This is a genomic window from Arthrobacter sp. D1-17, from assembly GCF_054130535.1.
In genome coordinates this window covers 1265353-1289433 of record NZ_CP096382.1, presented here as the reverse complement: position 1 = coordinate 1289433, position 24081 = coordinate 1265353, and the positions used below count along the sequence as shown (strand labels likewise).

Annotated in this window: 19 protein-coding genes; 5 read left to right on the top strand and 14 right to left on the bottom strand. The window is 66.7% G+C overall.

The genetic code is table 11. From position 1 onward, the window contains the following. Positions 1-86: 86 nt before the first annotated feature. The 6 genes from M1E01_RS06040 to M1E01_RS06015 form a co-directional block, all read right to left on the bottom strand. A complete protein-coding gene (locus tag M1E01_RS06040; protein WP_457974170.1) occupies positions 87-1940 on the bottom strand; it encodes an ABC transporter ATP-binding protein in 1854 nt (617 codons plus the stop codon). A gap of 93 nt (positions 1941-2033) precedes the next feature. After that, positions 2034-3545 (bottom strand): IMP dehydrogenase, encoded by a 1512-nt coding sequence (gene guaB / locus M1E01_RS06035; protein ID WP_457974169.1) that lies wholly within the window; start codon positions 3543-3545, stop codon positions 2034-2036. Between the two features lie 168 nt (positions 3546-3713). Then, positions 3714-5744 (bottom strand): acyltransferase family protein, encoded by a 2031-nt coding sequence (locus tag M1E01_RS06030; protein WP_457974878.1) that lies wholly within the window; start codon positions 5742-5744, stop codon positions 3714-3716. A 282-nt stretch (positions 5745-6026) separates the two neighbouring features. After that, positions 6027-7637 (bottom strand): chaperonin GroEL, encoded by a 1611-nt coding sequence (gene groL, locus M1E01_RS06025; protein WP_457974168.1) that lies wholly within the window; start codon positions 7635-7637, stop codon positions 6027-6029. An 87-nt stretch (positions 7638-7724) separates the two neighbouring features. Beyond that, positions 7725-8018: a co-chaperone GroES gene (gene groES, locus M1E01_RS06020; protein ID WP_214837451.1), complete on the bottom strand. Its 294-nt coding sequence runs from the start codon at positions 8016-8018 to the stop codon at positions 7725-7727. A 230-nt stretch (positions 8019-8248) separates the two neighbouring features. Further along, entirely contained in the window at positions 8249-8650 is a 402-nt protein-coding gene (locus M1E01_RS06015; RefSeq protein WP_457974167.1) for a hypothetical protein, read from the bottom strand. A gap of 52 nt (positions 8651-8702) precedes the next feature. On the opposite strand from M1E01_RS06015, the gene M1E01_RS06010 reads away from it, so the two are divergent. Continuing rightward, positions 8703-9932: a class I SAM-dependent methyltransferase gene (locus tag M1E01_RS06010; protein WP_457974166.1), complete on the top strand. Its 1230-nt coding sequence runs from the start codon at positions 8703-8705 to the stop codon at positions 9930-9932. A 45-nt stretch (positions 9933-9977) separates the two neighbouring features. Here M1E01_RS06010 and M1E01_RS06005 read toward each other — a convergent pair whose 3' ends face one another. Together M1E01_RS06005 and M1E01_RS06000 are read right to left on the bottom strand one after the other, a co-directional pair. Beyond that, positions 9978-10775, bottom strand: coding sequence for a shikimate 5-dehydrogenase (locus M1E01_RS06005; RefSeq protein ID WP_457974877.1), 798 nt, complete (start codon positions 10773-10775; stop codon positions 9978-9980). Between the two features lie 88 nt (positions 10776-10863). Then, positions 10864-12300 (bottom strand): glycoside hydrolase family 3 N-terminal domain-containing protein, encoded by a 1437-nt coding sequence (locus M1E01_RS06000; protein ID WP_457974876.1) that lies wholly within the window; start codon positions 12298-12300, stop codon positions 10864-10866. 472 nt (positions 12301-12772) lie between these two features. Here M1E01_RS06000 and M1E01_RS05995 point away from each other — a divergent pair, with 472 nt between their 5' ends. After that, entirely contained in the window at positions 12773-13924 is a 1152-nt protein-coding gene (locus tag M1E01_RS05995; RefSeq protein WP_457974165.1) for a glutamate--cysteine ligase, read from the top strand. Between the two features lie 72 nt (positions 13925-13996). On the opposite strand, the gene tsaD is transcribed toward M1E01_RS05995, so the two are convergent. From tsaD to M1E01_RS05965, 6 genes are read right to left on the bottom strand one after another with little or no spacing between them, the layout of a single operon-like run. Continuing rightward, positions 13997-15130, bottom strand: coding sequence for a tRNA (adenosine(37)-N6)-threonylcarbamoyltransferase complex transferase subunit TsaD (gene tsaD, locus M1E01_RS05990; protein ID WP_457974164.1), 1134 nt, complete (start codon positions 15128-15130; stop codon positions 13997-13999). Next, positions 15127-15669 (bottom strand): ribosomal protein S18-alanine N-acetyltransferase, encoded by a 543-nt coding sequence (gene rimI, locus M1E01_RS05985; RefSeq protein ID WP_457974875.1) that lies wholly within the window; start codon positions 15667-15669, stop codon positions 15127-15129. The genes tsaD and rimI overlap by 4 nt, the downstream gene beginning before the upstream one ends. Positions 15670-15722: 53 nt before the next feature. Then, positions 15723-16394, bottom strand: a complete 672-nt coding sequence (gene tsaB, locus M1E01_RS05980) for a tRNA (adenosine(37)-N6)-threonylcarbamoyltransferase complex dimerization subunit type 1 TsaB (protein WP_457974163.1) — start codon at positions 16392-16394, stop codon at positions 15723-15725. Further along, entirely contained in the window at positions 16394-16981 is a 588-nt protein-coding gene (tsaE, locus tag M1E01_RS05975) for a tRNA (adenosine(37)-N6)-threonylcarbamoyltransferase complex ATPase subunit type 1 TsaE (RefSeq protein WP_457974162.1), read from the bottom strand. The genes tsaB and tsaE overlap by 1 nt, the downstream gene beginning before the upstream one ends. Continuing rightward, positions 16978-18198, bottom strand: coding sequence for an alanine racemase (gene alr, locus M1E01_RS05970; protein ID WP_457974161.1), 1221 nt, complete (start codon positions 18196-18198; stop codon positions 16978-16980). The genes tsaE and alr overlap by 4 nt, the downstream gene beginning before the upstream one ends. Before the next feature lie 57 nt (positions 18199-18255). Then, entirely contained in the window at positions 18256-19347 is a 1092-nt protein-coding gene (locus tag M1E01_RS05965; RefSeq protein WP_457974160.1) for a PfkB family carbohydrate kinase, read from the bottom strand. 137 nt (positions 19348-19484) lie between these two features. Between M1E01_RS05965 and M1E01_RS05960 the strand changes: the two genes are divergently transcribed. From M1E01_RS05960 to M1E01_RS05950, 3 genes are all read left to right on the top strand, one after another. Next, complete coding sequence (locus M1E01_RS05960) at positions 19485-20921, top strand: family 4 glycosyl hydrolase (RefSeq protein ID WP_457974159.1); 1437 nt, start codon at positions 19485-19487, stop codon at positions 20919-20921. 78 nt (positions 20922-20999) lie between these two features. Further along, positions 21000-22277, top strand: coding sequence for a D-inositol-3-phosphate glycosyltransferase (mshA, locus tag M1E01_RS05955; protein WP_457974158.1), 1278 nt, complete (start codon positions 21000-21002; stop codon positions 22275-22277). Between the two features lie 50 nt (positions 22278-22327). Continuing rightward, entirely contained in the window at positions 22328-24007 is a 1680-nt protein-coding gene (locus tag M1E01_RS05950) for a formate--tetrahydrofolate ligase (RefSeq protein WP_457974157.1), read from the top strand. The last annotated feature ends 74 nt before the right edge of the window (positions 24008-24081 follow it).

Sequence of the window (24081 nt, the reverse complement as noted above, 5' to 3'; positions counted from 1 at the left end):
CCGGCAGGGTTCCCTGGCAAGGGAACCGATTCGGCGAGGGCCCCAGCCCGAGCTTGCGAGGCAGGGAGCCGCATTGGACTTCGGGACTAGGCGCTGGTGGGGGCGCTGAGTTGGGATTCGAACATCCGGAAATAGCGGCCTCGGAGTGCCACGAGTTCCCGGTGTGTTCCCTGCTCAACGATCCGGCCGTCCTCGAGCATGTAGACGGTGTCCGCTTTCTCAATGGTGGCAAGCCGGTGGCTGATGGCGATGATGGTACTGCTGCGGTCCGCAAAGAGCCTGGTGAAGATACGGTGCTCAGCCAGGGCATCGATGGCGGACGTCGGCTCGTCCATCACCATGAATGCGGCGTTCCGGTAAAAGTTCCTCGCCATGGCGAGCCGCTGCCACTGGCCGCCGGACAGGCCGCTGCCCTTCCTGCCCCGCGGATCCTCCATCCAGTTGCTGACATGGTTGTCGAGTCCGTTGGGCAGCTTGGTGATGAAGTCCAGCGCCTCCGCGTCGGCGGCGGCGCGCCGGATCCGGCCGTCGTCGCGGGGTGAATCGACGTCGCCGAAATAAATGTTTTCCGCAGCGGTGGCGAACTCGTATTTGAGGAACTCCTGGCTCAGCACCGCCAGGTGCCGGTGCCAGGACGTGACGTCCACCGCGGCGAGATCGACGCCGTCGAGCAGCACCTGTCCCGAGTCTGGCCGGTAAAGTCCCGCGAGGATGCGGATGAGAGTGGACTTCCCCGCGCCGTTCTCCCCCACGATGGCGACGTGCTGTCCTTCGCGGATGGTCAGCGAGATGCCCCGGATCACTTCCAGGTCGCTGCCGGTGTAGGTAAAGCGGACGTTGCGCAATTCCACTGTCTTCGGCGCCTGCAGCAGCGGCGGGGTGTGGCTGGAGTGCACCGGCAACGCCATGAACAGCTCGTAGTCCTTCAGGTTCGCCAGGTCCTCGTCGATTGAGCTGAGCGAAGACACCAGGTTGTTTGCCGTGGACAGCGCCCGGCTGACAATCTGCTGCACGTAGAGGAACTGGCCCACCGGCTGGGCACGCGCGATGATCTGTCCCACTACCCAGATCAGCGAAATGACTTCAGCCCCATACTGCAGCGCGTCCGCCGCCAACTGTTTGGGAATGTAGCGCCGCTGGAAGTCAAGACGGCGGCGCTCGTCCGCGTCCCGGAGACGGGACCGGAAATCCATCAGGAACCCCACGATGCCGTACAGGCGCATCTCGGCGATGTGCTGCGGACGCAGGAGATTGGTTTCGATCATCCTCCTCTGGCGCCGGGAGTCCACCTGGGTGTTCCAGTGGGCAATCTGTTCGCGGGAGAGCTTGAACTGCAGGTAGACGCTCGGCACGATGGCGATCAGGACGATCACCGAGATCCACCAGCTGACCAGCAGGAGCGCCCCGACGGCCAGGATGACCGACACAAGCTGGGTGAAGATGGCCGCGATGCGGTCCAGGACCCTGGCATAGGAGTCAGAGAATCTCTTGGCCCTGTCGTACAGGTCCACGGTCTCTTTGTCGTCGTACCGCCAGAATTCCAAGGCAAGGAAGCGCTCGTACATCTGGTCCCCCACGATGGCGCCCACTTTAAAGCTCATCAGCTGCTGGATGTACCGGTCGACGCTGCTGAAGGCTCCCCAGAAAAGACCGAGCGCGGCAGTGATGACCACATAGACGATGGCCAGCTGTCCGGCCTCGGCGTCACCGCTATAGGCGGCGGCCAGCGCGGTGGTCGTCAGCGCGGCGAAGAAAGTGGTGACCAGCGGCAGCACAGCTGAGATCAGCGAGCCGAGCACTTTCATGATCACAGCGCCCGGGGAGGCACGGAAGCTGACGCGAAGCACCTGGGCTACCGCCCCGGCGTATGGCCGAAGTGCCAGACGCCGGGAAGGTTCCCTTTGAGGGCTCAGTTCGGCGGGATGGCGTGGCTGGGACATGGCCCCAGCCTAGTCCGGTGCCCCCGCCCGCTTGGTTGGGCTTGCCGGAAATCCGGTTTCGGCAAGCCCAGCCAGTGTGCCGCTCAACCGGCGTTAGCGGGAACCGTAGTTCGGTGCCTCCACCGTCATCTGGATGTCGTGCGGGTGGGATTCCTTCAGGCCGGCAGGGGTGATGCGGACGAACTTGCCGCGGGCCTTCAGCTCAGGAATGGTCGGAGCACCGGTGTAGAACATGGTCTGGCGCAGCCCGCCAACCAGCTGATAGGCGACTGATGCCAGCGGCCCGCGGTACGCCACGCGACCCTCGATGCCCTCGGGGATGAGCTTGTCGTCGCCCGAGACGTCGGCCTGGAAGTAGCGGTCCTTGGAGTAGGACGTGTTCTTCCCGCGCGACTGCATGGCGCCCAGCGAACCCATGCCGCGGTAGCTCTTGAACTGCTTGCCGTTGACGAAGATCAGCTCGCCCGGGGACTCGTCACAGCCTGCGAGCAGGGAACCGAGCATGACGGTGTCAGCACCGGCGACCAGCGCCTTGCCGATGTCGCCCGAGTACTGGAGGCCGCCGTCGGCGATCAGCGGAACGCCGGCCGGGATGGCCGCCTTCGCGGACTCGTAAATGGCGGTGATTTGCGGCACGCCCACGCCGGCCACCACGCGCGTGGTGCAGATGGAGCCGGGGCCGACGCCCACCTTGATGCCGTCAGCACCGGCATCAATCAGCGCCTGGGCGCCTTCCCGGGTGGCCGCCTGGCCGCCGATGATGTCCACGTGGGCAGCCACCGGATCGGACTTCAGGCGGCGGATCATGTCCAGCACCCCCTGGGAGTGGCCGTTCGCGGTATCCACGAAAAGGGCGTCCACGCCGGCGTCGATAAGCTTCATGGCACGTTCCCAGCCGTCACCGAAGAAACCGATGGCGGCACCCACCCGGAGCCGGCCTTCGTCGTCCTTGGTCGCCAGAGGGTACTGCTCCGCTTTGGTAAAGTCCTTGGTGGTGATCAGGCCCTTGAGGCGGCCCTGCTCGTCCACGAGCGGCAGCTTCTCGATCTTGTTGGTGGCCAGCTTGTGCGACGCTTCGTCACGGCTGATGCCGACGTGCCCCGTCACCAGCGGCATCTTCGTCATGACGTCACTGACGAGGCGGATCGAGAAGTCCGACTCCGGCACGAAGCGGGTGTCGCGGTTAGTGACGATGCCGAGCAGGCGGTTTTCCTCATCCACTACGGGAAGGCCGGATACCCGGTACTGCGAGCAGAGCTCATCGAGTTCCCGCAGGGTGGCTTCGGGGCGGATAGTCAGCGGGTTCGTGATCATGCCCGACTCGCTGCGCTTGACCCGGTCCACCTGGTCCGCCTGGTCGTCAATGGCCAGGTTGCGGTGCACGACGCCGAGGCCGCCCTGGCGGGCCATGGCGATGGCCATGCGGGATTCGGTGACGGTGTCCATCGCGGCCGACAGCAGCGGCGTCTGAACCGTGATCCGCTTGGAGATCCTGGAGGACGTGTCGGCGTCGGACGGGATGACGTCCGTGTGGCCGGGAAGCAGCAGGACGTCGTCGTACGTCAGGCCGATAAAGCCGAAGGGATCGTGTTCGGGCTGGGTCATGAGTGCGCCTCTTACCTTGGTTACGGGTTCACGGGTAGGGGTTGCAACTGATGACCAGCCCGTCATTACGGGACTGGCCTGTGCAGAAGTAATGAATAAATTCTAGAACCTTTGGCGCGTTCCCCATATTCCGTACCGGCTTTGTGAGCAACGGCACGGGCGGGCCAATTACTTCCAGCCGGTCGCTGTGAGCAGCCGCTTCTCGAACATCGGGATCATGGACTGCACATACGTCTTGGTGAGGTGGTTGTCATCCTTGTAGACGTACACGTTGCCCACCACCGCCGGGCAGGTCCCGTCGGCGCAGATGAAGTCGCTCATGTCCATCAGATGCAGGCCGTCCACCTTGCCCTGGTACGCATCGAGCGGCGACGAGGCCGCGAGGGACTGGGCCAGCGGCGGGTTGCATTCGGGTGCTTCGGCACCGTACTTCTGTACGCATTCGGGCATGTTGATCGTGAAGCGGGGGTTGTCGCGAACGCCGACGACATCCATCCCGGCGTCGGTAAACGGCTTGATGCCGTCCAGGTAGCCGGGCACTTCGGTTTCGAAGGGAGCTTCCTTGTGCGTCAGGGACGCGACGGTGAACACGGCGTCGGGCCTGTGTTCCATGACGTACGCGGCGCTGGCCTTGTTGAAGGCGTTGCACTCGGCGTTGCGGTCTGGTGACTCGGCGCCGAACCTGCAGTTGCCCTTCAGGAGTGTGACCACCTCCCAGCCGTGCTCTTTCGCGATGGGCCCGAGGGCCGCCATGTACTGCTGGGCGTGGGAATCGCCGAGCACCACAATCCGCTTCGTGACCTTCTCCGGCCTGGTGTTCTGCAGGCAACCGCTGAGCAGCGGGTCGCTGGGGACGTTCCCGTCAGTGCACAGCCCGTCGATGTCGGCCCATTCGTTCTTCATGGCGGCGGGCGCCGGGATCACAGTGGCCTCCGGCGTCGGCTTGCCCGCATTTTCGGGAGCCAGCACTGCAGCGCCGGGAGTCAGCTCGCGGGGCTGCGCCGCCGCCGCCGCTTCATCCGCCGTCAGCTTGGTCTGCCATACCGCGACGGGACCGGCCAGCAGGGCGCCGCAGGCAACTATGACGACGGCGGTCCGCCAGGCCCGCAGTTGGGGCCAATGCCATTCGCGCAGCGGTTTTTCCACAAAGCGGGTCGTGAGCACGGCCAGGACCACCGAGCCGGCCACGATCGCGAGGCCCTGGACCAGGTTGGGCTGTTCGATTCCCGTGCCCGCAAGCGCCAGGACCAGGATGGGCCAGTGCCAGAGGTACAGGGCGTAGGAGTTGTCTCCAAGTGCCACCAAGGGCCTTGAGCTCAAGATCCGGTCCACGCCGAAGCGGCTGCCGCTCTGGCCGGCGATAATGATGGCTGCGGCGGCCAGTGTGGGCCACAAAGCGATGAAGCCGGGGAAAGACCGGTCCACGGTCAGGACGAGGCCGCAGGAGATCATGGCCACGAGCCCTGCCCAGCCCAGCACGACACGGAGCACCTTGCCGGGCTTGACGTAAGGAAGGGACAGCGCCAGCAGCGATCCGAGCGCGAACTCCCAGAGCCTGGTGCGGGTGTCGAAATAGGCGTACGCCTGGTTCGTGTAAGTCTGTTCGATCGAGAAGATCAGGGACACGACGAAGAGACCGCCAAAGGCCACCAGCAGCACCTGCCGGTAGCTGACGTCCCGGCGTCTTTGCAGGAACCGGCTGTGCAGGAATCGGCGGATCAGTTCGGCCGCGGCGAAGATGAGCGGCCAGAGAATAAACACCTGCCCTTGGATGGACAGGGACCAGAAATGCTGCAGCGGGCTGGCCCCTGCATGGTCCTGGGCGTAGTAGTCGACGGCGGTTTCGGCGAGCAGCCAGTTCTGCCGGTAGAGCAGCGACGCCCATGCCTCGTTCAGGACATCAGGCCAGCGGCTTTGGGGGATCACCAGCCAGGTGCCTGCCAGGACACCGAGGATCACCACGACGGCAGCCGGGATGAGCCGCTTGAACAGGTGCAGCCAATGGCGGACCAAACGCAACGGAGTGCCGGTCTCCACTTTGCGGACGAAGGACAGGGTCAGCAGGAAGGCGGAGACGAGCAGGAAGATATCCACGCCGCCGGAAACGCGTCCCAGCCAGACGTGGTAGGTGACCACCATGAGCACAGCAAGGGCACGCAGACCCTGGACTTCGGGCCGGTAGCCGGCTTTTGCCTTCAGCCTTGCGGCCCGCGGCTCGCGGCTGGCTTCCTTTGGTGCGTCCCCGCGCGGCAGGGTTCCTGCCGGTTCCCTCGTTATCGCTTCTGGCACAGACAATCCCTCAAACGGCAGCACAAAGCATCTACGTTACCGTTTCGTGATTTTTCGGACCAGTTGGACACGCGGGATGTGACCGGACTCTCAGCTGAAGCAGACGGAGTCAGGGACGCCGGATGGGACGAAGGAGGCCCGGCCCGGCAACAGCTGGACCGGGCCTCCCCCGAACGTTCAGGCGTGAGCAGCCTAGTGGCTGTGGCCTGCGTGCTCGTTGTCCTCGGCCGGCTTCTCAGCCACGAGCGTTTCGGTGGTGAGCACCAGCGCAGCGATGGAAGCCGCGTTGCGCAGGGCCGCGCGGGTGACCTTGACCGGGTCGATGACGCCGGCCGCGATCAGGTCCTCGTACTCGCCGGACTTGGCGTTGAAGCCGTTGTTGTTTTCCAGCTCGGCAACCTTGGCGGTCACGACGTAGCCGTCGTGGCCGGCGTTCTGGGCGATCCAGCGCAGCGGCTGGACCAGTGCACGACGGACAATTCCAACGGCAGCTGCCGCGTCACCTTCAAGGGCCGTCACTGCCGGATCCTCGTCGAGTACCTTCAGCGCGTGGATCAGCGCGGAGCCGCCACCGGCCACGATGCCTTCTTCGAGGGCTGCGCGGGTGGAGGACACGGCATCTTCGATGCGGTGCTTCTTTTCCTTCAGCTCAACCTCGGTGGCAGCGCCGACCTTGATCACGCCGATGCCGCCAGCCAGCTTGGCCAGGCGCTCCTGCAGCTTTTCGCGGTCCCAGTCGGAGTCGGTGCGGGTCAGCTCGGCACGCAGCTGGGCAACCCGTGCAGCGACATCCTCCTCCGAACCGGCACCGTCAACGATGGTGGTGTTGTCCTTGGTGACCGTGATGCGCCGTGCAGTCCCCAGGACCTCCAGGCCGACGGTGTCCAGGCTCAGGCCGAGCTCCGGGGAGACAACCTGCGCACCGGTGAGGGTGGCGATGTCCTGCAGCATGGCCTTGCGGCGGTCACCGAAGCCGGGAGCCTTGACGGCAACGACGTTCAGGGTGCCGCGGATGCGGTTGACGATCAGCGTGGACAGGGCCTCGCCTTCGATGTCCTCGGCGATGATGAACAGCGGCTTGGAGCTCTGCAGCGCCTTTTCCAGCAGCGGCAGGAACTCCTGGATTGCGGAGATCTTGCCCTGGTTGATCAGGATGAGGGCGTCCTCGAGGACAGCTTCCTGGCGCTCCGCGTCCGTGACGAAGTACGGGGACAGGTAGCCCTTGTCGAACTGCATGCCCTCGGTGAGGACGAGCTCGGTCTGCGTGGTGGAGGATTCCTCGATGGTGATCACACCATCCTTGCCGACCTTGCCGAACGCTTCGGCCAGGAGCTCGCCGATTTCCTCGCTCTGAGCGGAGATGGCAGCCACGTTGGCAACCTGGGTGCCTTCAACAGGGCGTGCGTTCTCGAGCAGGCGGGCGGCAACGGCTTCGACGGAAACCTCGATGCCGCGCTTGATCTGGCCCGGAGCGGCGCCGGCGGCCACGTTGCGCAGGCCTTCCTTGACCAGGGCCTGCGCCAGCACGGTGGCGGTGGTGGTGCCGTCGCCGGCGACGTCGTTTGTCTTAGTGGCGACTTCCTTGGCCAGCTGGGCGCCAAGGTTCTCGTACGGGTCGTCGAGCTCAACCTCACGGGCGATGGTCACGCCGTCGTTGGTGATGGTGGGAGCACCCCACTTTTTGTCCAGCACGACGTTGCGGCCGCGGGGACCAAGCGTCACCTTGACCGTGTTGGCGAGCTTGTCGATGCCGGCTTCAAGAGACCGGCGGGCAGCGTCGTTGAACGCAAGCTGCTTTGCCATGGTTTTGTCCTTTCAAGACAGAAACCCCGTGCCGCTGGTGAGCCAGACAAAAGTCGGGCGGCACCGGCGGCACGGGGATCCAAAGAGTTACTTTACGACGATCGCCAGAACGTCGCGGGCAGACAGCACGAGGTACTCTTCGCCGCCGGTCTTGACTTCGGTTCCGCCGTACTTGGAGTAGATGACGACGTCGCCGATGGCTACGTCAACCGGAACGCGGTTGCCGTCCTCGAAGCGGCCGGGGCCTACTGCTACAACTTCGCCTTCCTGCGGCTTCTCCTGTGCGGAGTCCGGGATAACCAGGCCGGAAGCCGTGGTCTGCTCGGCTTCGAGCGGGCGGACAACAATACGATCCTCAAGAGGCTTAATAGAGACCGACACTCGGACCTCTCCTTTTCGTCAGCAAAAATTCATGGACAGTAAAACTGTCGCGCCTTGGCGGCAGACCGTCGTCGCGGTGCCGGCAGCAGCCAGGCTGGCAGTTTTTCATGTGTTAGCAGCCTCCTAGGGAGAGTGCTAATGATGACTCTATGTAAGGGGTTAGCACTCGGTCAAGGCGAGTGCCAGAAGTTCATCTGCTGTAACAGACGGAACGGGCGGATTGGCGGCCCTCAGCGGCCGGTGAGGGCATCGAACCCGACGTCCTCACCGCCGTCGTCCCCGCCGGTTGAAAGGTCCTTGCCCCAGCGGACCAGCGCGACGGCGGCAGCGGCTGCGGCGAGCGCCGAAGCAGCAAGGAACACCACGGCTCCGATGCGTGCGCCCACGTACAGGTCCCGGATCTGGCGGGCTTCATCGGTCGCATCGTTGATGTTCTTGCCGCCCACGGAATAGACAGTGGAGTTGAAGGAGTCCAGCAGGAAGATAATGCCCAGCAGGACGAGGCAAACGATGACGCCGCCTGCCCCCACGATCAGCACGGGGCGGGCATACCGGGCAGGATGTGCACGGTGGACCTGACCGGTCTGGTTGTCGGCGGGCTTGTCTGGGCTGGGCGGTGCGCTGAAGTCCATTCAAACCACCCTATCGGGAAGCGGCGGCCTGCACTCCACTAGGCTTGAACCCATGTCTGACGCACCGCAGGACCAGATCGCACAGCTTTTGACCGAGGAAGGGTGGCAGTTGCTGGCATCGCTTGGCCCCTACCGCGAGGACGAGTCCATGGCGCTGGCTTCCCGTCTCCGCAAGGCCGGCCACTCCCCCGAGCTGGTATCCGCCGTGCTGACACAGTCGCGGTTGCGGACCAAGGCCGAGGGCAAGTTCGGCGAGTTCGCCCGCCAGATGCTGTTCACCCAGGCGGGCCTGGAACAGGCAACCCGTTTCAACGTGGCCGCCCGGCACGCCCAGCGCTTCGCCGAGGCGGGCGTCCGGCACGTGGCCGACCTGGGATGCGGCCTGGGCGCTGATGCCATGGCACTGGCTTCCCTGGACGTCGCGGTGACAGCCGTGGAGAGGGACGAAACCACAGCCGCCTGCGCCACCATCAACCTCATTCCGTTTCCGCAGGCCACGGTGGTGCATTCGGACGCCACCTCCCTTCCGCTGGGTGACGAGGACGGGGTTTGGCTGGATCCTGCGCGGAGGACGACGTCCACGTCCGGGACCAAGAGGATCTGGGACCCGGAGGCGTTTTCGCCGCCGCTGTCCTTCGTGGAATCCCTCGCCGCGGCGGGCCGGCCCGTCGGCGTCAAGATGGGCCCAGGCATGCCGCACGAAGCCATTCCGGCGGGCTGCGAGGCCCAGTGGGTCTCCGTGGGCGGCGATGTTACAGAAGTGACCCTCTGGTTCAACGCGGTGGCCCGGCCGGGAATCCGGCGCGCGGCGCTCCTGCTCGGCCCGGCAGGTGCGGCGGAACTCACCAGCGGGGAGGATTTCGACGGCGGACCGGCAGCCCCGGTGGGACCGGTTGAGGGCTTTCTCTACGAGCCGGACGGGGCGGTAATCCGTGCCGGACTCGTGGCCGACCTGGCCCTGCAGCTTGGCGGACACCTCCTGGACGAGCACATCGCCTACATCTGCGCCCCGCAGGCCGTGGATACGCCGTACGCCCGGGCGTACCGGGTCCTAAAGGTCATGCCCTACAGCGTGAAGTCACTCAAGACCTGGGTGAAGGACAACGGCATCGGAGTCCTGGACATCAAGAAACGAGGCACCGCCGTCACTCCCGAGGAGCTCAGGAAGCAGCTGCTGCCGGGCGGAAAAGCGGCCGCAAAGAAGGCGGGCAAAAAGACCGCCACCCTGGTCCTCACCAGAATCGGCGAAGAGCGGGTGGCGGTCTCGGTGGAGCCGGTCTAGCCTTCTGCCCGGACAGTACTGGGCCCCGACCTACTGGGCCCGGACCTACTGCGCCCGGACGAAGGCTTCGGCGTCGCGCACCTGCTGGTCCGTGGGGCGGACGCCGGTGTACAGCACAAACTGCTCAAGCGCCTGGATGGTGGCCACCTCCGCACCGGTGATGACCTTCTTGCCCGCAGCCCTGGCAGCTTTGATCAACGGAGTTTCGGGGGGCAGGGCCACGACGTCGAACACCACCTCGGCCGCCTCAACCGCGGCAGCGGGAAAGGACAGGGAATCTGCCTCAGGGCCGCCTGCCATGCCGATGGGCGTGACGTTGATGATCATGTCGGCCGTGGCCCCGCCCAGCTCACCACACCATGTGAAGCCGTAGAGGCCAGCCAGCGCCCGGCCTGTGGCTTCATTCCGGGCGACGATGGTGACATGGCGGAAGCCGGCATCCCGCAGGGCTGCAGCGGTGGCCTTGGCCATGCCGCCCGCCCCGCGCAGCAGTACCGAGGAGTCCGCGCGCACCGCGTTGCGTTCCAGCAGCTGCTCGATCGCCGTGTAATCGGTGTTGTAGGCCGTAAGCCGGCCAGCGTCATTGACGATGGTGTTCACTGAATCGATGGCCTTCGCGGACGGGTCCATGGCGTCAACCAGGGCAATCACGTCTTCCTTGTATGGCATGGAGACGGCGCAGCCCCGGATTCCGAGGCCGCGGACGCCGGCGATCGCCAAGGCGAGGTCTGTGGGGGCGAAGGCCTTGTAGATCCAGTTCAGCCCGAGCTGGTCATACAGATAGTTGTGGAAGCGGGTCCCGTTGTTGCTCGGCCGGGCCGAGAGCGAGATGCACAGGGTCATGTCTTTATTCAGAATCGGCACCCCTCCATTAAACGGGCAAGGCGGCATTGAACGGACAAGGCGGCCAGCCGTTGAACAGGCAAAGTGTTCAACGGCAGCCGCTGCCCTGCCGGTAGGGCCCGACGGCGGCCGGCAGCTTTCCGGGAGCCGTAGCCTTGCCTGCCAGCACCGCCAGCAGCGCCTTGAAGGCGCCCGGCGTCCGTCCGTAGAGCGCCACCTTGGTGGGGGCGGCTGATCCTGCCAGCGGCCAGGGTGCATCGAGAGCCACGGCAATGTCTCCGCCCGCCGGGGCACCGCGGTAACCGATCAAGGTCACCAGGGGGCCGGTCCCCAAGGTAATTCCTGCCTCCCGCGCTGCAGCGGCGAAAAGCGCCTGGTCCGCGGCGGTGCCTCCTGCCAGCCGGACAGCGCCGGGCACCAGCGGGCCCCGGCATGGCCCGGAGACTACCGTTACGGCGCGGGCGGACACTTTCGCTGACGTCCCTGCGGTGCTACCGGCAGCGGCGCCATGGTTCCGGGGAGCTGTCCGTGCCCGCCACAGCATCATGGTCACTACCCGGCGCGCGGCTTCGTCGAGGCGCGAGGCCGGGAGCCTGCCGGAAGTAACGGCGTCGACGATGGCTGCATGGGCGGCGTAGACGTCAGTCGGCATCAGCAGGAGGTCCGCGCCCGCGGCCAGCGCTGCCGGCGCCGCTGAACCGCCCGGATACCGGGCGCTCACCGCTTTCATGTTCAGGGCGTCGGTCACCGCGACACCCTTGAACCCCATGTTCCGAAGCGCCGCATAGCTGGCTTTGGAGAGGGACGCCGGCACATCCGGCTCCAGTGCAGGGACGGCGATGTGCCCCATCATGATCATGGGCGTTCCCGCCGCGACGGCCGCCTGGAAGGGTTTCCAGTCCCTGGCCTTCAGCTGCGGAACCGTTGCCGGCTGGACGGGCATGTGCAGGTGCGAGTCCACAGTCAGGGAACCGTGGCCCGGGAAGTGCTTGACGGAGGACAGCACGCCGGCCGCCAGCATGCCGCGGGAGAACCCGATGCTCAGGTCGCCGGCTGCCTTCGGGTCGGCGGACATGGACCGGGCGCCGATGGTGGGGTCGCCGGGCCCCACGGTCAGGTCAGCCGTGGGCGCGAAGTCAACGGTGAAGCCCAGGGCGGCCAGTTCCCCGGCCAGGCCCTTGCCGGCCTCGGTTGCAAGGGGCACGCTCCCGGCGGCCCCGTAGCTCATGGGAGAAGGCCATGCCGTGAGCGGGGCCCCCAGCCGGGACACCAGGCCTCCTTCCTGGTCGACGGCGATCATGCCGGGCCACGTGCGGCCGCCTGAGCGGGATGCCTCACCGAGCCGGCGCGCCACGTCGGTCATGGCCCGGACGTTCACGAGCCCGTCTGGGCTGCGGGGGACGTTATCGCCCATGATGATGGAGCCGGCCAGATGCAGACGTTCGATGGTGGCGGCCTGCGCCTCGTGATTGAGGCCGGAGAAAAACGGAAGCAGTACCTGCCCGGCCTTCTGGCCGGGTGTCATTCTGGCCACAGCGGCGGCCGCGGCGTCCTGGTCCCGTTGCTGCGGTCCCCAGCCCAGCGGTGCCGTGCCCTTCACTGCTGCCCCCTTAGCAGGCGTTGACGCCGGAGGCCGTGGCGCCGTCGTCGTTTTCTTCCCTTGTGGAGCCGACGAGGCGGGGGAGCCCTCTGCCGTCGCAGGGGCCGCCGAAGTGGCTCCCGGTGGCCCCGCTTGTTGTTCCGGCGGTGTGCAGGCGCTGACGCCTAGCACCACCGACAGCGCGGCCGCGGCCAGTGATTGCTTGTTTTTCCTGCGGGTTTTCCCAGGGGTTTTTCCGGGGTCGCCGAGAAAGCTCCTGTGGTCACTGTCACGCGTTCTGTGTTGCCAAGCCATCATCCCGATGCTACCCCTGCACTAGACTTGGATGACCGTTCCCCTGCCAGTCGTTCTGCCAGAAGCGGCCAGCGACGGGACAGCAGTTTAGCGAGAGGAACACATGAAGATTGATTTCGCTTCATCCCGGCAATCAACTCTTGGTGTGGAATGGGAGCTCGCGCTCGTCGATGCGCAGACCGGTGAACTCGCCTCCGTGGCGAACGAGGTGCTGCGCGGTGTGTCGGCAAAGCACCCGGAGCTGAACGAGGACGACGAACACCCGCACATCAAGCAGGAACTGCTGCTCAACACCGTTGAGCTTGTGACCGGGATCTGCGAAACAGCCGCCGAAGCCAAGGAGGACCTCAACCGGTCCCTTGCCGCACTCCGCGAAGTCACCGATCCCATGGGCGTAGAGGTGTTCTCGGCCGGCAGCCACCCCTTCAGCCCGCCGCAGCTCCAGCCCGTCACGGACAAGGCACGGTACGCCAAGTTGATCGACCGCACCCAGTGGTGGGGACGCCAGATGGTGATTTACGGCGTCCACGTGCACGTGGGTCTCGACCGGCGGGACAAGGTGCTTCCGGTGCTCGACGGGCTGGTCAATTACTTTCCGCACTTCCAGTCGCTGTCCGCGTCCAGCCCGTTCTGGGGCGGCGAGGACACCGGCTACGCCTCCCAGCGTTCCCTCATGTTCCAGCAGCTGCCCACCGCAGGGCTGCCGTTCCAGTTCGCCACCTGGGAAGAGTACGAGTCCTACGTCCAGGACATGTTCACCACCGGCGTCATCGACACGATTTCCGAGATCCGCTGGGACATCCGGCCGGTACCGGCCCTGGGCACCATCGAAATGCGCATCTGCGACGGCCTGGCCACGCTGGAGGAAGTGGGCGCCGTAGCTGCGCTGACCCAGTGCCTGGTCCACGAATTCTCCACCACGCTGGACAACGGCGGCACCATCCCCACCATGCCCCCGTGGCACGTCCAGGAAAACAAGTGGCGCGCGGCCCGGTACGGGATGGAAGCCATCATCATCCTGAACGCACAGGGCGACGAGCAGCTCGTCACCGACCATCTGCTGGAAACCCTGAACCGGCTGGAACCCGTTGCTGCGAAGCTGGGCTGCGCCGACGAGCTGGCGGACGTTGAAAAGATCATCAGCCGCGGCGCCGGATACGAGCGGCAGCGCCGCGTGTCGGCAGAAAACGGAGGCAACCTCCAGGCCGTCGTGCTGGATCTGGTGAAGCAGATGCGCAACGGCCCCACGGCATAAGCCCGGCCTTCCCGGGCAGGAACCCTAGTCGGCCGCGTTAGCCGGCTTCGTTTTGCCGGGCGCTGGCTGGGGCTAAACGGCGACTGCCGGGGCTGCCGCCGGCGCCGAAACCGTTGTGACGGGCATGGACGAGTCGGGTGCGAACGTGACGCCGCTGGGCGAAATGCCCGCCATCACCAGCTGCGCGCCGAGCGCCGCCACCATCGCTCCGTTGTCCGTGCAAAGGTCCAGCGGCGGTACATGCAGCACGATGCCGGCGGCCGAGCAGCGCTGTTCGGTCAGCTGGCGGAGACGCGAGTTAGCTGCTACCCCGCCGCCGAGCAGGAGGCTGCTGATGCCCTGCTCGCGGCAGGCGAGCACGGCCTTTGAGGTGATGACATCCACCACGGCCTCCTGGAAGGCCGCAGCGATGTCGGCCACCGGCACGGTTTCGCCTCTGGCCTCGAACTGTTCCACGCAGCGGGCCACGGCGGTCTTCAGGCCGCTGAAGGACCAGTCGTAGCGGTGCCGTCCCGGTTCCTCCGCCGTCCCCATGTACTTCGGCTGCGTCAGGCCCCGCGGAAAGCGGATGGCCTTGGCGTTCCCGCTCCGGGCAATCCGGTCGATGGCGGGACCGCCCGGGTAGCCCAGGTTGAGGATCCTGGCCACTTTGTCATAGGCCTCCCCTGCCGCGTCGTCGATGGTGGAGCCGAGCAGTTCCACGTCGTCGGTGATGCTGCGGATCCGGAGAATTTCCGTGTGGCCGCCGGAGACGAGGAGGGCCCCGAGGTTACCGGGAAGACCATTCCCTGCAGGCCCGTGTCCTGCGGGCAGTGTCCCCTGCCCTGCATCCAGCAGGCCGACACCCACGTGGGCCACAAGATGGTTGATGGCGTACAGCGGTTTTCCGGTGGCAACGGCCAAGGCTTTGGCCGCGCAGACCCCCACCATCAGCGCTCCCGCCAGGCCGGGGCCGGACGTGACGGCAATGGCATCGACGTCGTCCAGCGTCACCTTCGCCTCGGCGAGGGCGGCCTGGAGAGTCGGCACGAAGGCATCGAGGTGCGCGCGGGAGGCGATCTCCGGAATGACGCCGCCGAATCGGACGTGTTCATCCATGGAGGACGACACGGTGTTTGTCAGTAGTTCGGTTCCCCGGACAATCCCGACGCCGGTTTCGTCGCAGGAGGATTCGATGCCGAGCACGAGCGGCTGGGAACGGTTCATTGCTGGTCTGCCTCCGTGGGGGTGGTCTGGCCGGTCCTGCCGCCGGCATTCCTGCCATCGGAGCCGTCATCCTGGGCGTCCTCGTGCACGATCTCCTGGTGGAGTGCGAGGACGTTGGCGAGTTCGAGCCGCATGATCAGGGCATCGACGCCGTCGCGGTAGTACTTCCGCCGGACGTGGATCTGTTCAAACCCGAACCGCCGGTACAGCTGCTGGGCCCGGGGGTTGTCTGCCCGGACCTCAAGCAGGAGGTCTGCCGCACCGCGCCGCCGGCCCTCGCTGATCAGTTCCCTGAGAAGTGCCGAACCGATCCCTCTGCCCTCGTATTCCGGAACGACGGCGATGGTCTGCACATCGGCGATCGGCTCGATGCACATCAGGCCGGCGTAGCCGATGATGCCGTCCGGTGCTTCGGCGATCAGATAGCGGCGGGTTTCGGGCTGGGACAGCTCATCCACGAACATCTGCAACGGCCAGGCATCCACCGGGAAGAGCCGCTCCTCCAGCTGATGCACAGCGGGAATGTCGGCCGGAACCATGTCCCGCACCCTGATGCCGGCGGCCGCGAGCGGCCCCTGTCCTGGCTGGCTGCTCACAGGGCGCGCTTCCGGGGCCCGGGCACCTGGGCGTCCGATTCGCGCAGGTACAGAGGGGTGGAGACGGGAAGCTCCTCGCCGGCGGCCAGCCGCGCCAGCGCGAACTGCCCCAGGTAGAGCGCATCCGGCTGCTCGGCGCTGAAGTCCGGATCCGCGCGCAGCACATCGGCATACAGCCCGGCGCCGGCGCCATAGGCGGGCAGGTCGGGAAGGTCTGCGGCGAAGCCCACATGCGGCCCGTCCACGAGTTTCGGGAGCTGGCCCTCCTGCAGGGTGTACCGCGCCCAGTAGACCTCTTTGCGGCGGGCATCGGTGGCAACGAGGAACTCCTCGGGAGCGTGGGTGGCCTCAGCCACCTCCAGCGCCACGGCATCGAGACTCATGAGGCCGTGCAACGGCTTGTTCCAGGCGAAGGCAAGGGTGCGGGCTGTGGCAATGCCTGAGCGGAGTCCAGTGAACGGGCCCGGGCCGACGCCGACGACGATCGCGTCCAGGTCCGGCCCCGTCACGCCAGCCTCGGCAAGCAGGTTTTCTATCCCCGGGGCGAGCACCTCGGCATGGCTGCGGGTGTCCTCAGTGGAAAAACTGCCCACCACGCCTTCAAGGGCATCATCGGACACGAGCGCGGCACTGGCCACGGCAGATGTATCAATCGCAAGGATGAGCATCAGGAGGTTCCTTCCACGGCCGGATCCAGAACCGGCTGATCCGTCCAGCGCGGTCCGAAGCCACGGATAAGGATTGTGCGGGGCTCCTCATCGTCCTCCGCATCGAAGTCCAGGACGCCTGATGAGCTGGCAGCCAAAGACTTGCTGCCCAGGGAGCGGTGCAGTTCGACCTCGAGCCGGCTGTCGCTCAGGTGCTCCACGCGGCCGCGTCCCCACTCCACCACGGTGACGGACGAATCCATAGTGTTCTCAAGGTCGATGTCGTCGATTTCCGACGCCGATCCCAGCCTGTAGGCGTCCACGTGGACCAGGTCGGGGCCGCCGGGGTTGGGGCCGTCCGGAAGGTTGGGATGGATCCTGACCAGCACGAACGTGGGTGAGATGATGCCCTCGCGCACGCCCATCCCTTCCCCGAGGCCCTGCGTGAATGTCGTCTTGCCGGCGCCCAGTTCACCGATGAGGACCAGCAGGTCGCCTGCCCGCAGCACCCCGGCGAGCGCCGCGCCGAGCGCGTGGGTCTGTTCCGCCGTCGTGACCTTCAGGGTGATCACCCAGCGGGGCGCGTCAAGGAGTGCCGGCTCGCTCACGGCACCTCCGTTTCACTGATAGGTGTTTCATTGATGAACGTGCGCGGCACCCGGGGGCTGATCCGGGTGACGATTTCGTAGTTGATGGTTCCGGCGGCGCGCGCCCAGTCATCGGCGGTAGGGCCACCGCCTTCGCCGTTGCCAAAGAGCACTGCCTCGGCACCCAGGACGCTGTGCCCGCCCGCGGTAACGTGCCGCGGTCCGAGGTCGATGACCATCTGGTCCATGGCGATTCTGCCGACCACCGGGTAGGTCACGCCCTCCACCAGCACGGGTCCGCCCGTTGCGACGCGCGGGATGCCATCGGCATAACCGAGCGGGATGAGTCCCAGGGTGCTCGCGCCCGAGGTGTGGTAGTTAAAGCCGTAGGAAACTCCCTGGCCGGCGGGAACATCCTTGCAGTGGGATACGAGGGTACGCAGGGTCATGGCCGGGCGGAGACCGAGTTCGGCGGATGTCTGGCCCTCGAACGGCGAGAGCCCGTAGATGCCGAGGCCAACCCGGACGAGGTCGAAGTGGGTGTCGGGCCGGGACAGGGCGGCCGGGGTGTTCGCCAGGTGGCGGACCTCGGGGTCAACCCCGGCGTCCTCCGCAATGGCGAGGACCGCGCGGAACGCGGCCAGCTGCTCGTCGGTTTCGGGCCGTTCGGGCTCATCCGCCACCGCGAGGTGGGAGAAGATGCCCACCACGCGCAGCAGGCCCTGGTCCTGGTATTCCATGGCCTCGCCCACGAGCCGGTCCCAGGTCTCCATTGTCGCGCCGTTCCGGCCAAGACCGGTATCCACCTTCAGGTGGACGCGGGCGGGACGCTCCTGTTCCCGGGCGGCGGCGACGATCGACGCGAGTTCCCAGCCGGAGCATCCGATATCGACGCCGGCGGCCACCGCCGCGCCGAAGTTGCTGTCCGGGGTGTGCAGCCAGGCCAGCAGGGGCGCGTCGATTCCGGCGGCGCGGAGAGCCAGGGCCTCGGAAATATGGGCGACTCCGAGCCACTTGGCGCCGGCCTCCAAGGCTGCGCGGGCCACCGGCACGGCGCCATGGCCGTAGGCGTCGGCTTTAACTACTGCCATGACCTTCGCCGGCGAGGCGGCGTCCGCCAGCCTCCGGACGTTGTGGCGGATGGCCTCAAGGTCGATGATGGCGGAGCGTTCCTGGGAGAGGTGCGGCACCGGACCTGCTACCGGAGGGAGGTCGCCTGTTGCTGCTGGATAAGTCACTCTACTGATTCTAGTGCTGGCGCTTCCCACCGAATAATTGCCCCGACCCAATCGTGTTCAGGCGTCGGACAGATGGGCGATCGTGGCAGCCGCCCGCCGCATGGCTTCCGGCGGAACATCCCGGACGATGTCGGCGAGGAAGGCGTAGCGCCGCAGCCACTGGCTGCCCCGCCGCTCCGGCCTGGCATTTGCCCGCTTCCACCAGTCGGCGATGTCTCCCCATCCCGGCGCCGCCAGGGAGCCTCCAACTTCCTGCACGGCGAGCGCGGCGCACAGGTTGGCGAAGCGCAGCCGGTCCCCCAGAGGCCATCCGGCCAGGCATCCGACGACGAAAGCGGCACCAAAGCAGTCCCCCGCCCCGGTGGGGTCATAGGCGGTGACCGGAAGTGAGGGCACCCATTCCTCCTCGCCGGTTTCCGAGTCGACGGCCATGGCCCCCTGCTGGCCGAGCGTCACCACCGCCACGGGCACGCGGTCTGCCAGGGAATACAGCGCGGCCCAGGGGTTTTCCTTGCCCGTGAAGGCCATGGCCTCGCGCTGGTTGGGCATGAAAGCGTAAAAGTACTGCAGATTCTCCAGCCGGGCCTGGGCCCACTCGCCGCTGGGGTCCCAGCCCACATCGCCGAAGAGCTTCACGCCCTCGGAGTGGGCGGCAAGCACCCACGGCTCGAGTTCGTGGCCAAGGTCTGCCACCGCTGCCAACGCCGGCGGAGGGTCGCCCACAAGTTCCGAGGACGTCACGGGCGCGGCGTGGCCGTGGGTGACCATGGAACGATCGTGGTCCACGCTGAGGGACACCGTCACGGGGGAATGCCAGCCGGCTACGCGCCGGGACAGGGAGAGGTCAACATGCTCCTGCCCGGCAAGGATCTTCCAGTTGTAGTCTCCGTACCCGTCATCTCCGAAGGCTGCGGCGAGTCCTGTCCGCAGTCCCAGCCGGGCCGCAGCGATGGCCTGGTTGGCCACTCCCCCGGGACAGCTCCCCATGCCTTCGCTCCAAATCTCAGTGCCGGGCTCGGGCGCGTGCGGCAGCCCGGTGAAAATGATGTCCTGGAAGACCGTTCCGGCGAGGAGCAGGTCGAAGCCTCCGGCCGACGGCGTTCGGACGGAGGAGAGCGGATCGAACCGGCGCGCGGGAATCGCATCCATGTTCGGCACACTACGCCGTGTGCCCAGCTGGTGAAACCCCGAAATCTGGGGGCCGGGCACGTCACCCGCTTCCGGCCCCGGCCATGAGTGGCACGGAAAACGGGAGGCCCCAGCTGATTGGGCATAGACTCCTTGCCATGCGGCTCATGATTGCAGGCGGCGGCGGATTCCGGGTTCCCCTGGTGTACCGGGCGCTGTGTTCCGGCCCCTATGCCGGCCTGGTCCGGGAACTGGTGCTTTTCGACGTCGATCCCGCCCGCCTCGCTGCCGTCACCGCGGTGCTCCGTTCCTTGGAAGCAGCGACTGCAGCCAGGCTCATGCCGGCGGCGCACTCCGCGCCGGACCGTACTGCCGCCGTCGGGCCTCCCCCGAAAATCACGGCCACCACCTCGCTCCCGGAAGCACTCGCCGGCACCGACGTGGTGTTCGCAGCCATCCGACCGGGCGGGACGGTCGGACGCATTGCCGACGAGCGGGTTGCCCAGGAACTGGGGCTGCTCGGCCAGGAAACCACCGGCGCCGGGGGCATCTCCTACGCGCTGCGCTCCATCCCCGCCATGCTGGAACTCGCCGAGTCCATGCGGGCGCATTCCCCCGACGCATGGCTGGTCAACTTCACGAACCCTGCCGGTATGGTCACCGAGGCGCTGCTGCCCGTTATGGGCCCCATGGTAATCGGCATCTGCGACTCAGCCAGCGCCCTGGTCCACCGCGCTGCCCGGGCGGCGGGCGCGCCGCTGCCCGCGGGAAGGCTCGACGGCGTGGGCTACTACGGGCTCAACCACCTCGGCTGGCTGTACCGGCTGGAGTCCGGCGGCCGCGACCTCCTTCCAGAGCTGTTGGCGGACGCCGGCGCGCTGGCGGGCTTCGAGGAGGGCAGGCTGTTTCCGCAGCCCTTCCTGCAGGAACTGGGGCTACTGCCCAACGAATACCTGTTCTATTACTACGAAACAGCCCGCGCCGTCTCCGCGATGCAGGCCATGGTGGCGACGCGCGGCGAGTCCATCCACAGCCAGCAGGCAGAGCTGTACCCCAGGCTTGCTGCGGCCGGGGACGCGGCATTCGGGTTGTGGGACGCCGCCCGGCTGTCCCGTGAGGAGGGCTACCTTGCCGAGGCCCGCAGCGGCGGCCAGGGACGCGACGCCGGGGATCTTGCGGGCGGCGGCTACGAACAGGTGGCGCTGTCGGTCATGAAGGCCCTCGCCGGCGGGACGGGGAGCACGCAGCTTATCCTCAACACGCGCAACGCGGACGTTACCGGGGAGGGTGCCGCTGAGCCGGCCATTCCCGGGCTGCCGGCGGACGCCGTCGTCGAGGTTCCCTGCACGGTGACGTTCGGCGGAGCCGTGCCGATACGGCAGGCCCGGCCTGCAGCTCCGCAGCTGGAGCTGATGCAGCGCCTCAAGCGGGTGGAACGCCTGACGGTCCGGGCCGCGTCCCATGGCGACCGCGACGCCGCGCTCGAAGCCTTCGCCGCACACCCGCTGGTGGACTCTGCGAAGCTCGCTGGCCGGCTGCTGGCCGGTTATGAGGCTGCGTTCCCCGCCCTGGCACGCCGTTGGCACCGTGAGTAGCGGGGGTGCGAGGAGTAATGTTTTACCGGATGCAGTCGCGCGGCAGGCACCTGCATCCGCTAGGCCGAGAGGAGAGCCATGTCCCTGATCAAGCGTGTGGCTTTCCTGTCCCTGCACACGTCACCGATGGAACAACCCGGCTCCGGTGACGCAGGCGGCATGAACGTCTACATCCGCGGTCTGGCCGCTGCCCTAGCCGAAAACGGGGTTGAAGTGGAGATCTTCACCCGTTCCACGGACGCCGGCCTGCCCGCCGTCGAGCACCCGGACCCCGGAGTGTGCGTCCACAACGTTTTTGCGGGACCGCCGCGGAAGGTGCCCAAGGAGGAACTGCCGGAGCTGCTGCACAGCATGGTTGCCGAGATCGAGCGGATCCGCGGGAGCCAGCCGCACGGGCGCTACGACCTCATCCATTCCCACTACTGGGTGTCAGGCGTGGCAGGACTGGAGCTGTCCGAACTGTGGAACGTGCCCCTGGTACACACGATGCACACCATGGCCAAGGTCAAAAACCTCCTGCTGCAGTCCGGCGAAAAACCCGAGCCGCGCCGGCGCGAAGTAGGCGAGCACCGGATTGTGGACGGCGCCACCCGGCTGATCGCGAACACCAGCGCGGAGGCCGCGGAGCTGGTATCGCACTACGGCGCCGACTACGACCACATCGACGTCGCACCCCCGGGCGTTGACCTCTCTGTTTTCACCCCGGCCTTCCGCAGCCGCTCCCGTGCGGCCAAGGGCATTGCCCCAAGCACCTTCCATCTGCTGTTCGCGGGCAGGATCCAGCGCCTCAAGGGCCCGCAAATCCTGCTGAAGGCTGCCGCGCTCCTCCGCGAGCGCCGGCCGGACATTGATCTCAAGGTGACCATCCTCGGAGCTTTGAGCGGCGCCAAGGACTTCAACCTGAAGTCGCTGGTCACCGCGGCAGGAATGGACGACGTCGTCACTCATCATCCCCCCGTCGCCCCGCGCGAGCTCGCGGCGTGGTTCCGGGCAGCTGACGTGGTGGTGATGCCCTCTTACAGCGAATCCTTCGGACTTGTTGCACTGGAGGCCCAGGCGTGCGGAACACCCGTGGTGGCTACCCGCGTGGGCGGCCTTTCCCGCGCCGTTTTTGACGGCCGCACCGGACTGCTGGTTGACGGGCACAAGGCCGCCGACTGGGCCGATGTGCTCGAAGCCCTCTACGACGATCCCGCCACCAGGGAGGACATGGGCCGGGCAGCGTCCCTGCACGCGCAGAACTCGGGGTGGCAGCGCACGGCGGTCATCACGCTCGAAAGCTACCACGCCGCCGTTGACGAGTTCTTCGCCCGGCACAAGGTCGCCGCCGGCCTCGGCCCGCCGCTCACCGGCTGAGTTTTCCGTGGAGGACCCCACGGATATTTCCCCAACCATGAAGGACGACGATGTCTGATAAGCCCATGAGCGACCTCCACATCGCCCGCGCCGCTACCCTGCGGCCCATCGTTGATATTGCTGCCGCCGCCGGGATTGATGCCGCCGCTGTGGAACCTTTCGGCCGCTACAAGGCAAAAATTGATCCGGCAAAGCTGACCGCCGGGGCGCCCTCGGGGAAGGTGGTCCTGGTTTCCGCGATGTCCCCCACCCCCGCCGGAGAGGGCAAGTCCACCACCACCGTGGGGCTTGCTGACTCGCTAGCGAAGGCCGGCCACAAGGTGATGGTCGCCCTGCGTGAGCCGTCGCTGGGGCCGGTGCTGGGCATGAAGGGCGGGGCAACCGGTGGCGGGTACTCGCAGGTGGTCCCCATGGACGAGATCAACCTGCACTTTACCGGCGATTTCCACGCCATAACGTCCGCCAACAACGCCCTGATGGCCCTGGTGGACAACCATATCTACCAAGGCAATGAGCTGAACATCGACCCCCGCCGCATGACGTTCAAGCGGGTCCTGGACATGAACGACCGCGCCCTCCGGGAGGTGGTCATCGGCCTCGGCGGACCTTGGCAGGGCATTCCGCGCCAGGACGGGTTCGACATCACGGTGGCCTCGGAGGTCATGGCGGTGTTCTGCCTTGCCACGGACGTGGCGGACCTGCGCGGGCGGCTGGGCCGGATCACCTTCGGGTACACGTACGACCGGACGCCCGTCACGGTAGCAGACCTGGGGGTGCAGGGTGCGCTGGCGCTGCTGCTCAAGGACGCTATCCGGCCCAATCTGGTGCAGACCATCGCGGGTACTCCTGCCCTGGTGCACGGCGGGCCATTCGCCAACATTGCCCACGGCTGCAACTCCCTCATCGCCACCCAGACGGCACGCCGGCTCGCGGACATCGTGGTGACCGAGGCCGGCTTCGGTGCCGATCTCGGCGCGGAGAAGTTCATGGACATCAAGGCACGCGTCGCGGACGTGGCACCGGCCGCCGTCGTGGTCGTAGCCACGGTGCGGGCCCTCAAAATGCAGGGCGGCGTGGCGAAGGACCGCCTTACGGAACCCAATGTCGAGGCACTGGCTGCCGGTATCGCCAACCTTCGGCGCCATGTCCGGAACGTCGAAAAGTTCGGCGTCACTCCCGTGGTGGCCATCAACAGGTTCGCCACGGACACCGAGGAGGAGCTCGGCTGGCTGCTTGGCTGGTGTGCCGGGGAGGGCATCCAGGCTGCGGTGGCAGATGTCTGGGGCCGGGGCGGAGGAGGCGACGGCGGTGACGACCTCGCGGCCAAGGTGGCCGCGGCTGTGGCCGGCCCCAGCAGCTTCCGGCACCTCTATCCACTGGAACTGTCGGTGGAGGACAAGATCCGGACCATCGCGCAGGAGATCTACGGCGCGGACGGCGTGGACTTCTCTGTCCCGGCGCTGCGCCGGCTCGCGGACATCGAGAAGAACGGCTGGTCAGCCCTGCCGGTCTGCATGGCCAAGACGCAGTACTCGTTTACCGATGACGCGTCCCGGCTGGGCGCGCCCAAGGGGTTCACGATTCACGTGCGCGACCTGATTCCCAAGACCGGCGCGGGCTTCATTGTGGCCCTGACGGGCGCGGTCATGACCATGCCAGGTCTTCCCGCCGTTCCCGCCGCCCTGCGCATGGACGTGGACGACGACGGCAATCCCATAGGCCTCTTCTAACGCTCTCTCACATCCCGCCGCCAATCCCCCCACGCTCTCTCACATCCCGCCGCCAATCCCCCCACGCTCTCTCA

Coding starts and splice junctions, on each gene's coding strand:
- M1E01_RS06040 (WP_457974170.1), bottom strand. CDS start 1,940: ATGTCCCAGCCACGCCATCCCGCCGAACTGAGCCCTCAAAGGGAACCT.
- guaB (WP_457974169.1), bottom strand. CDS start 3,545: ATGACCCAGCCCGAACACGATCCCTTCGGCTTTATCGGCCTGACGTAC.
- groL (WP_457974168.1), bottom strand. CDS start 7,637: ATGGCAAAGCAGCTTGCGTTCAACGACGCTGCCCGCCGGTCTCTTGAA.
- M1E01_RS06015 (WP_457974167.1), bottom strand. CDS start 8,650: ATGGACTTCAGCGCACCGCCCAGCCCAGACAAGCCCGCCGACAACCAG.
- M1E01_RS06010 (WP_457974166.1), top strand. CDS start 8,703: ATGTCTGACGCACCGCAGGACCAGATCGCACAGCTTTTGACCGAGGAA.
- M1E01_RS06005 (WP_457974877.1), bottom strand. CDS start 10,775: ATGACCCTGTGCATCTCGCTCTCGGCCCGGCCGAGCAACAACGGGACC.
- M1E01_RS06000 (WP_457974876.1), bottom strand. CDS start 12,300: ATGACACCCGGCCAGAAGGCCGGGCAGGTACTGCTTCCGTTTTTCTCC.
- M1E01_RS05995 (WP_457974165.1), top strand. CDS start 12,773: ATGAAGATTGATTTCGCTTCATCCCGGCAATCAACTCTTGGTGTGGAA.
- tsaD (WP_457974164.1), bottom strand. CDS start 15,130: ATGAACCGTTCCCAGCCGCTCGTGCTCGGCATCGAATCCTCCTGCGAC.
- rimI (WP_457974875.1), bottom strand. CDS start 15,669: ATGGTTCCGGCCGACATTCCCGCTGTGCATCAGCTGGAGGAGCGGCTC.
- tsaB (WP_457974163.1), bottom strand. CDS start 16,394: ATGCTCATCCTTGCGATTGATACATCTGCCGTGGCCAGTGCCGCGCTC.
- M1E01_RS05965 (WP_457974160.1), bottom strand. CDS start 19,347: ATGGATGCGATTCCCGCGCGCCGGTTCGATCCGCTCTCCTCCGTCCGA.
- M1E01_RS05960 (WP_457974159.1), top strand. CDS start 19,485: ATGCGGCTCATGATTGCAGGCGGCGGCGGATTCCGGGTTCCCCTGGTG.
- mshA (WP_457974158.1), top strand. CDS start 21,000: ATGTCCCTGATCAAGCGTGTGGCTTTCCTGTCCCTGCACACGTCACCG.
- M1E01_RS05950 (WP_457974157.1), top strand. CDS start 22,328: ATGTCTGATAAGCCCATGAGCGACCTCCACATCGCCCGCGCCGCTACC.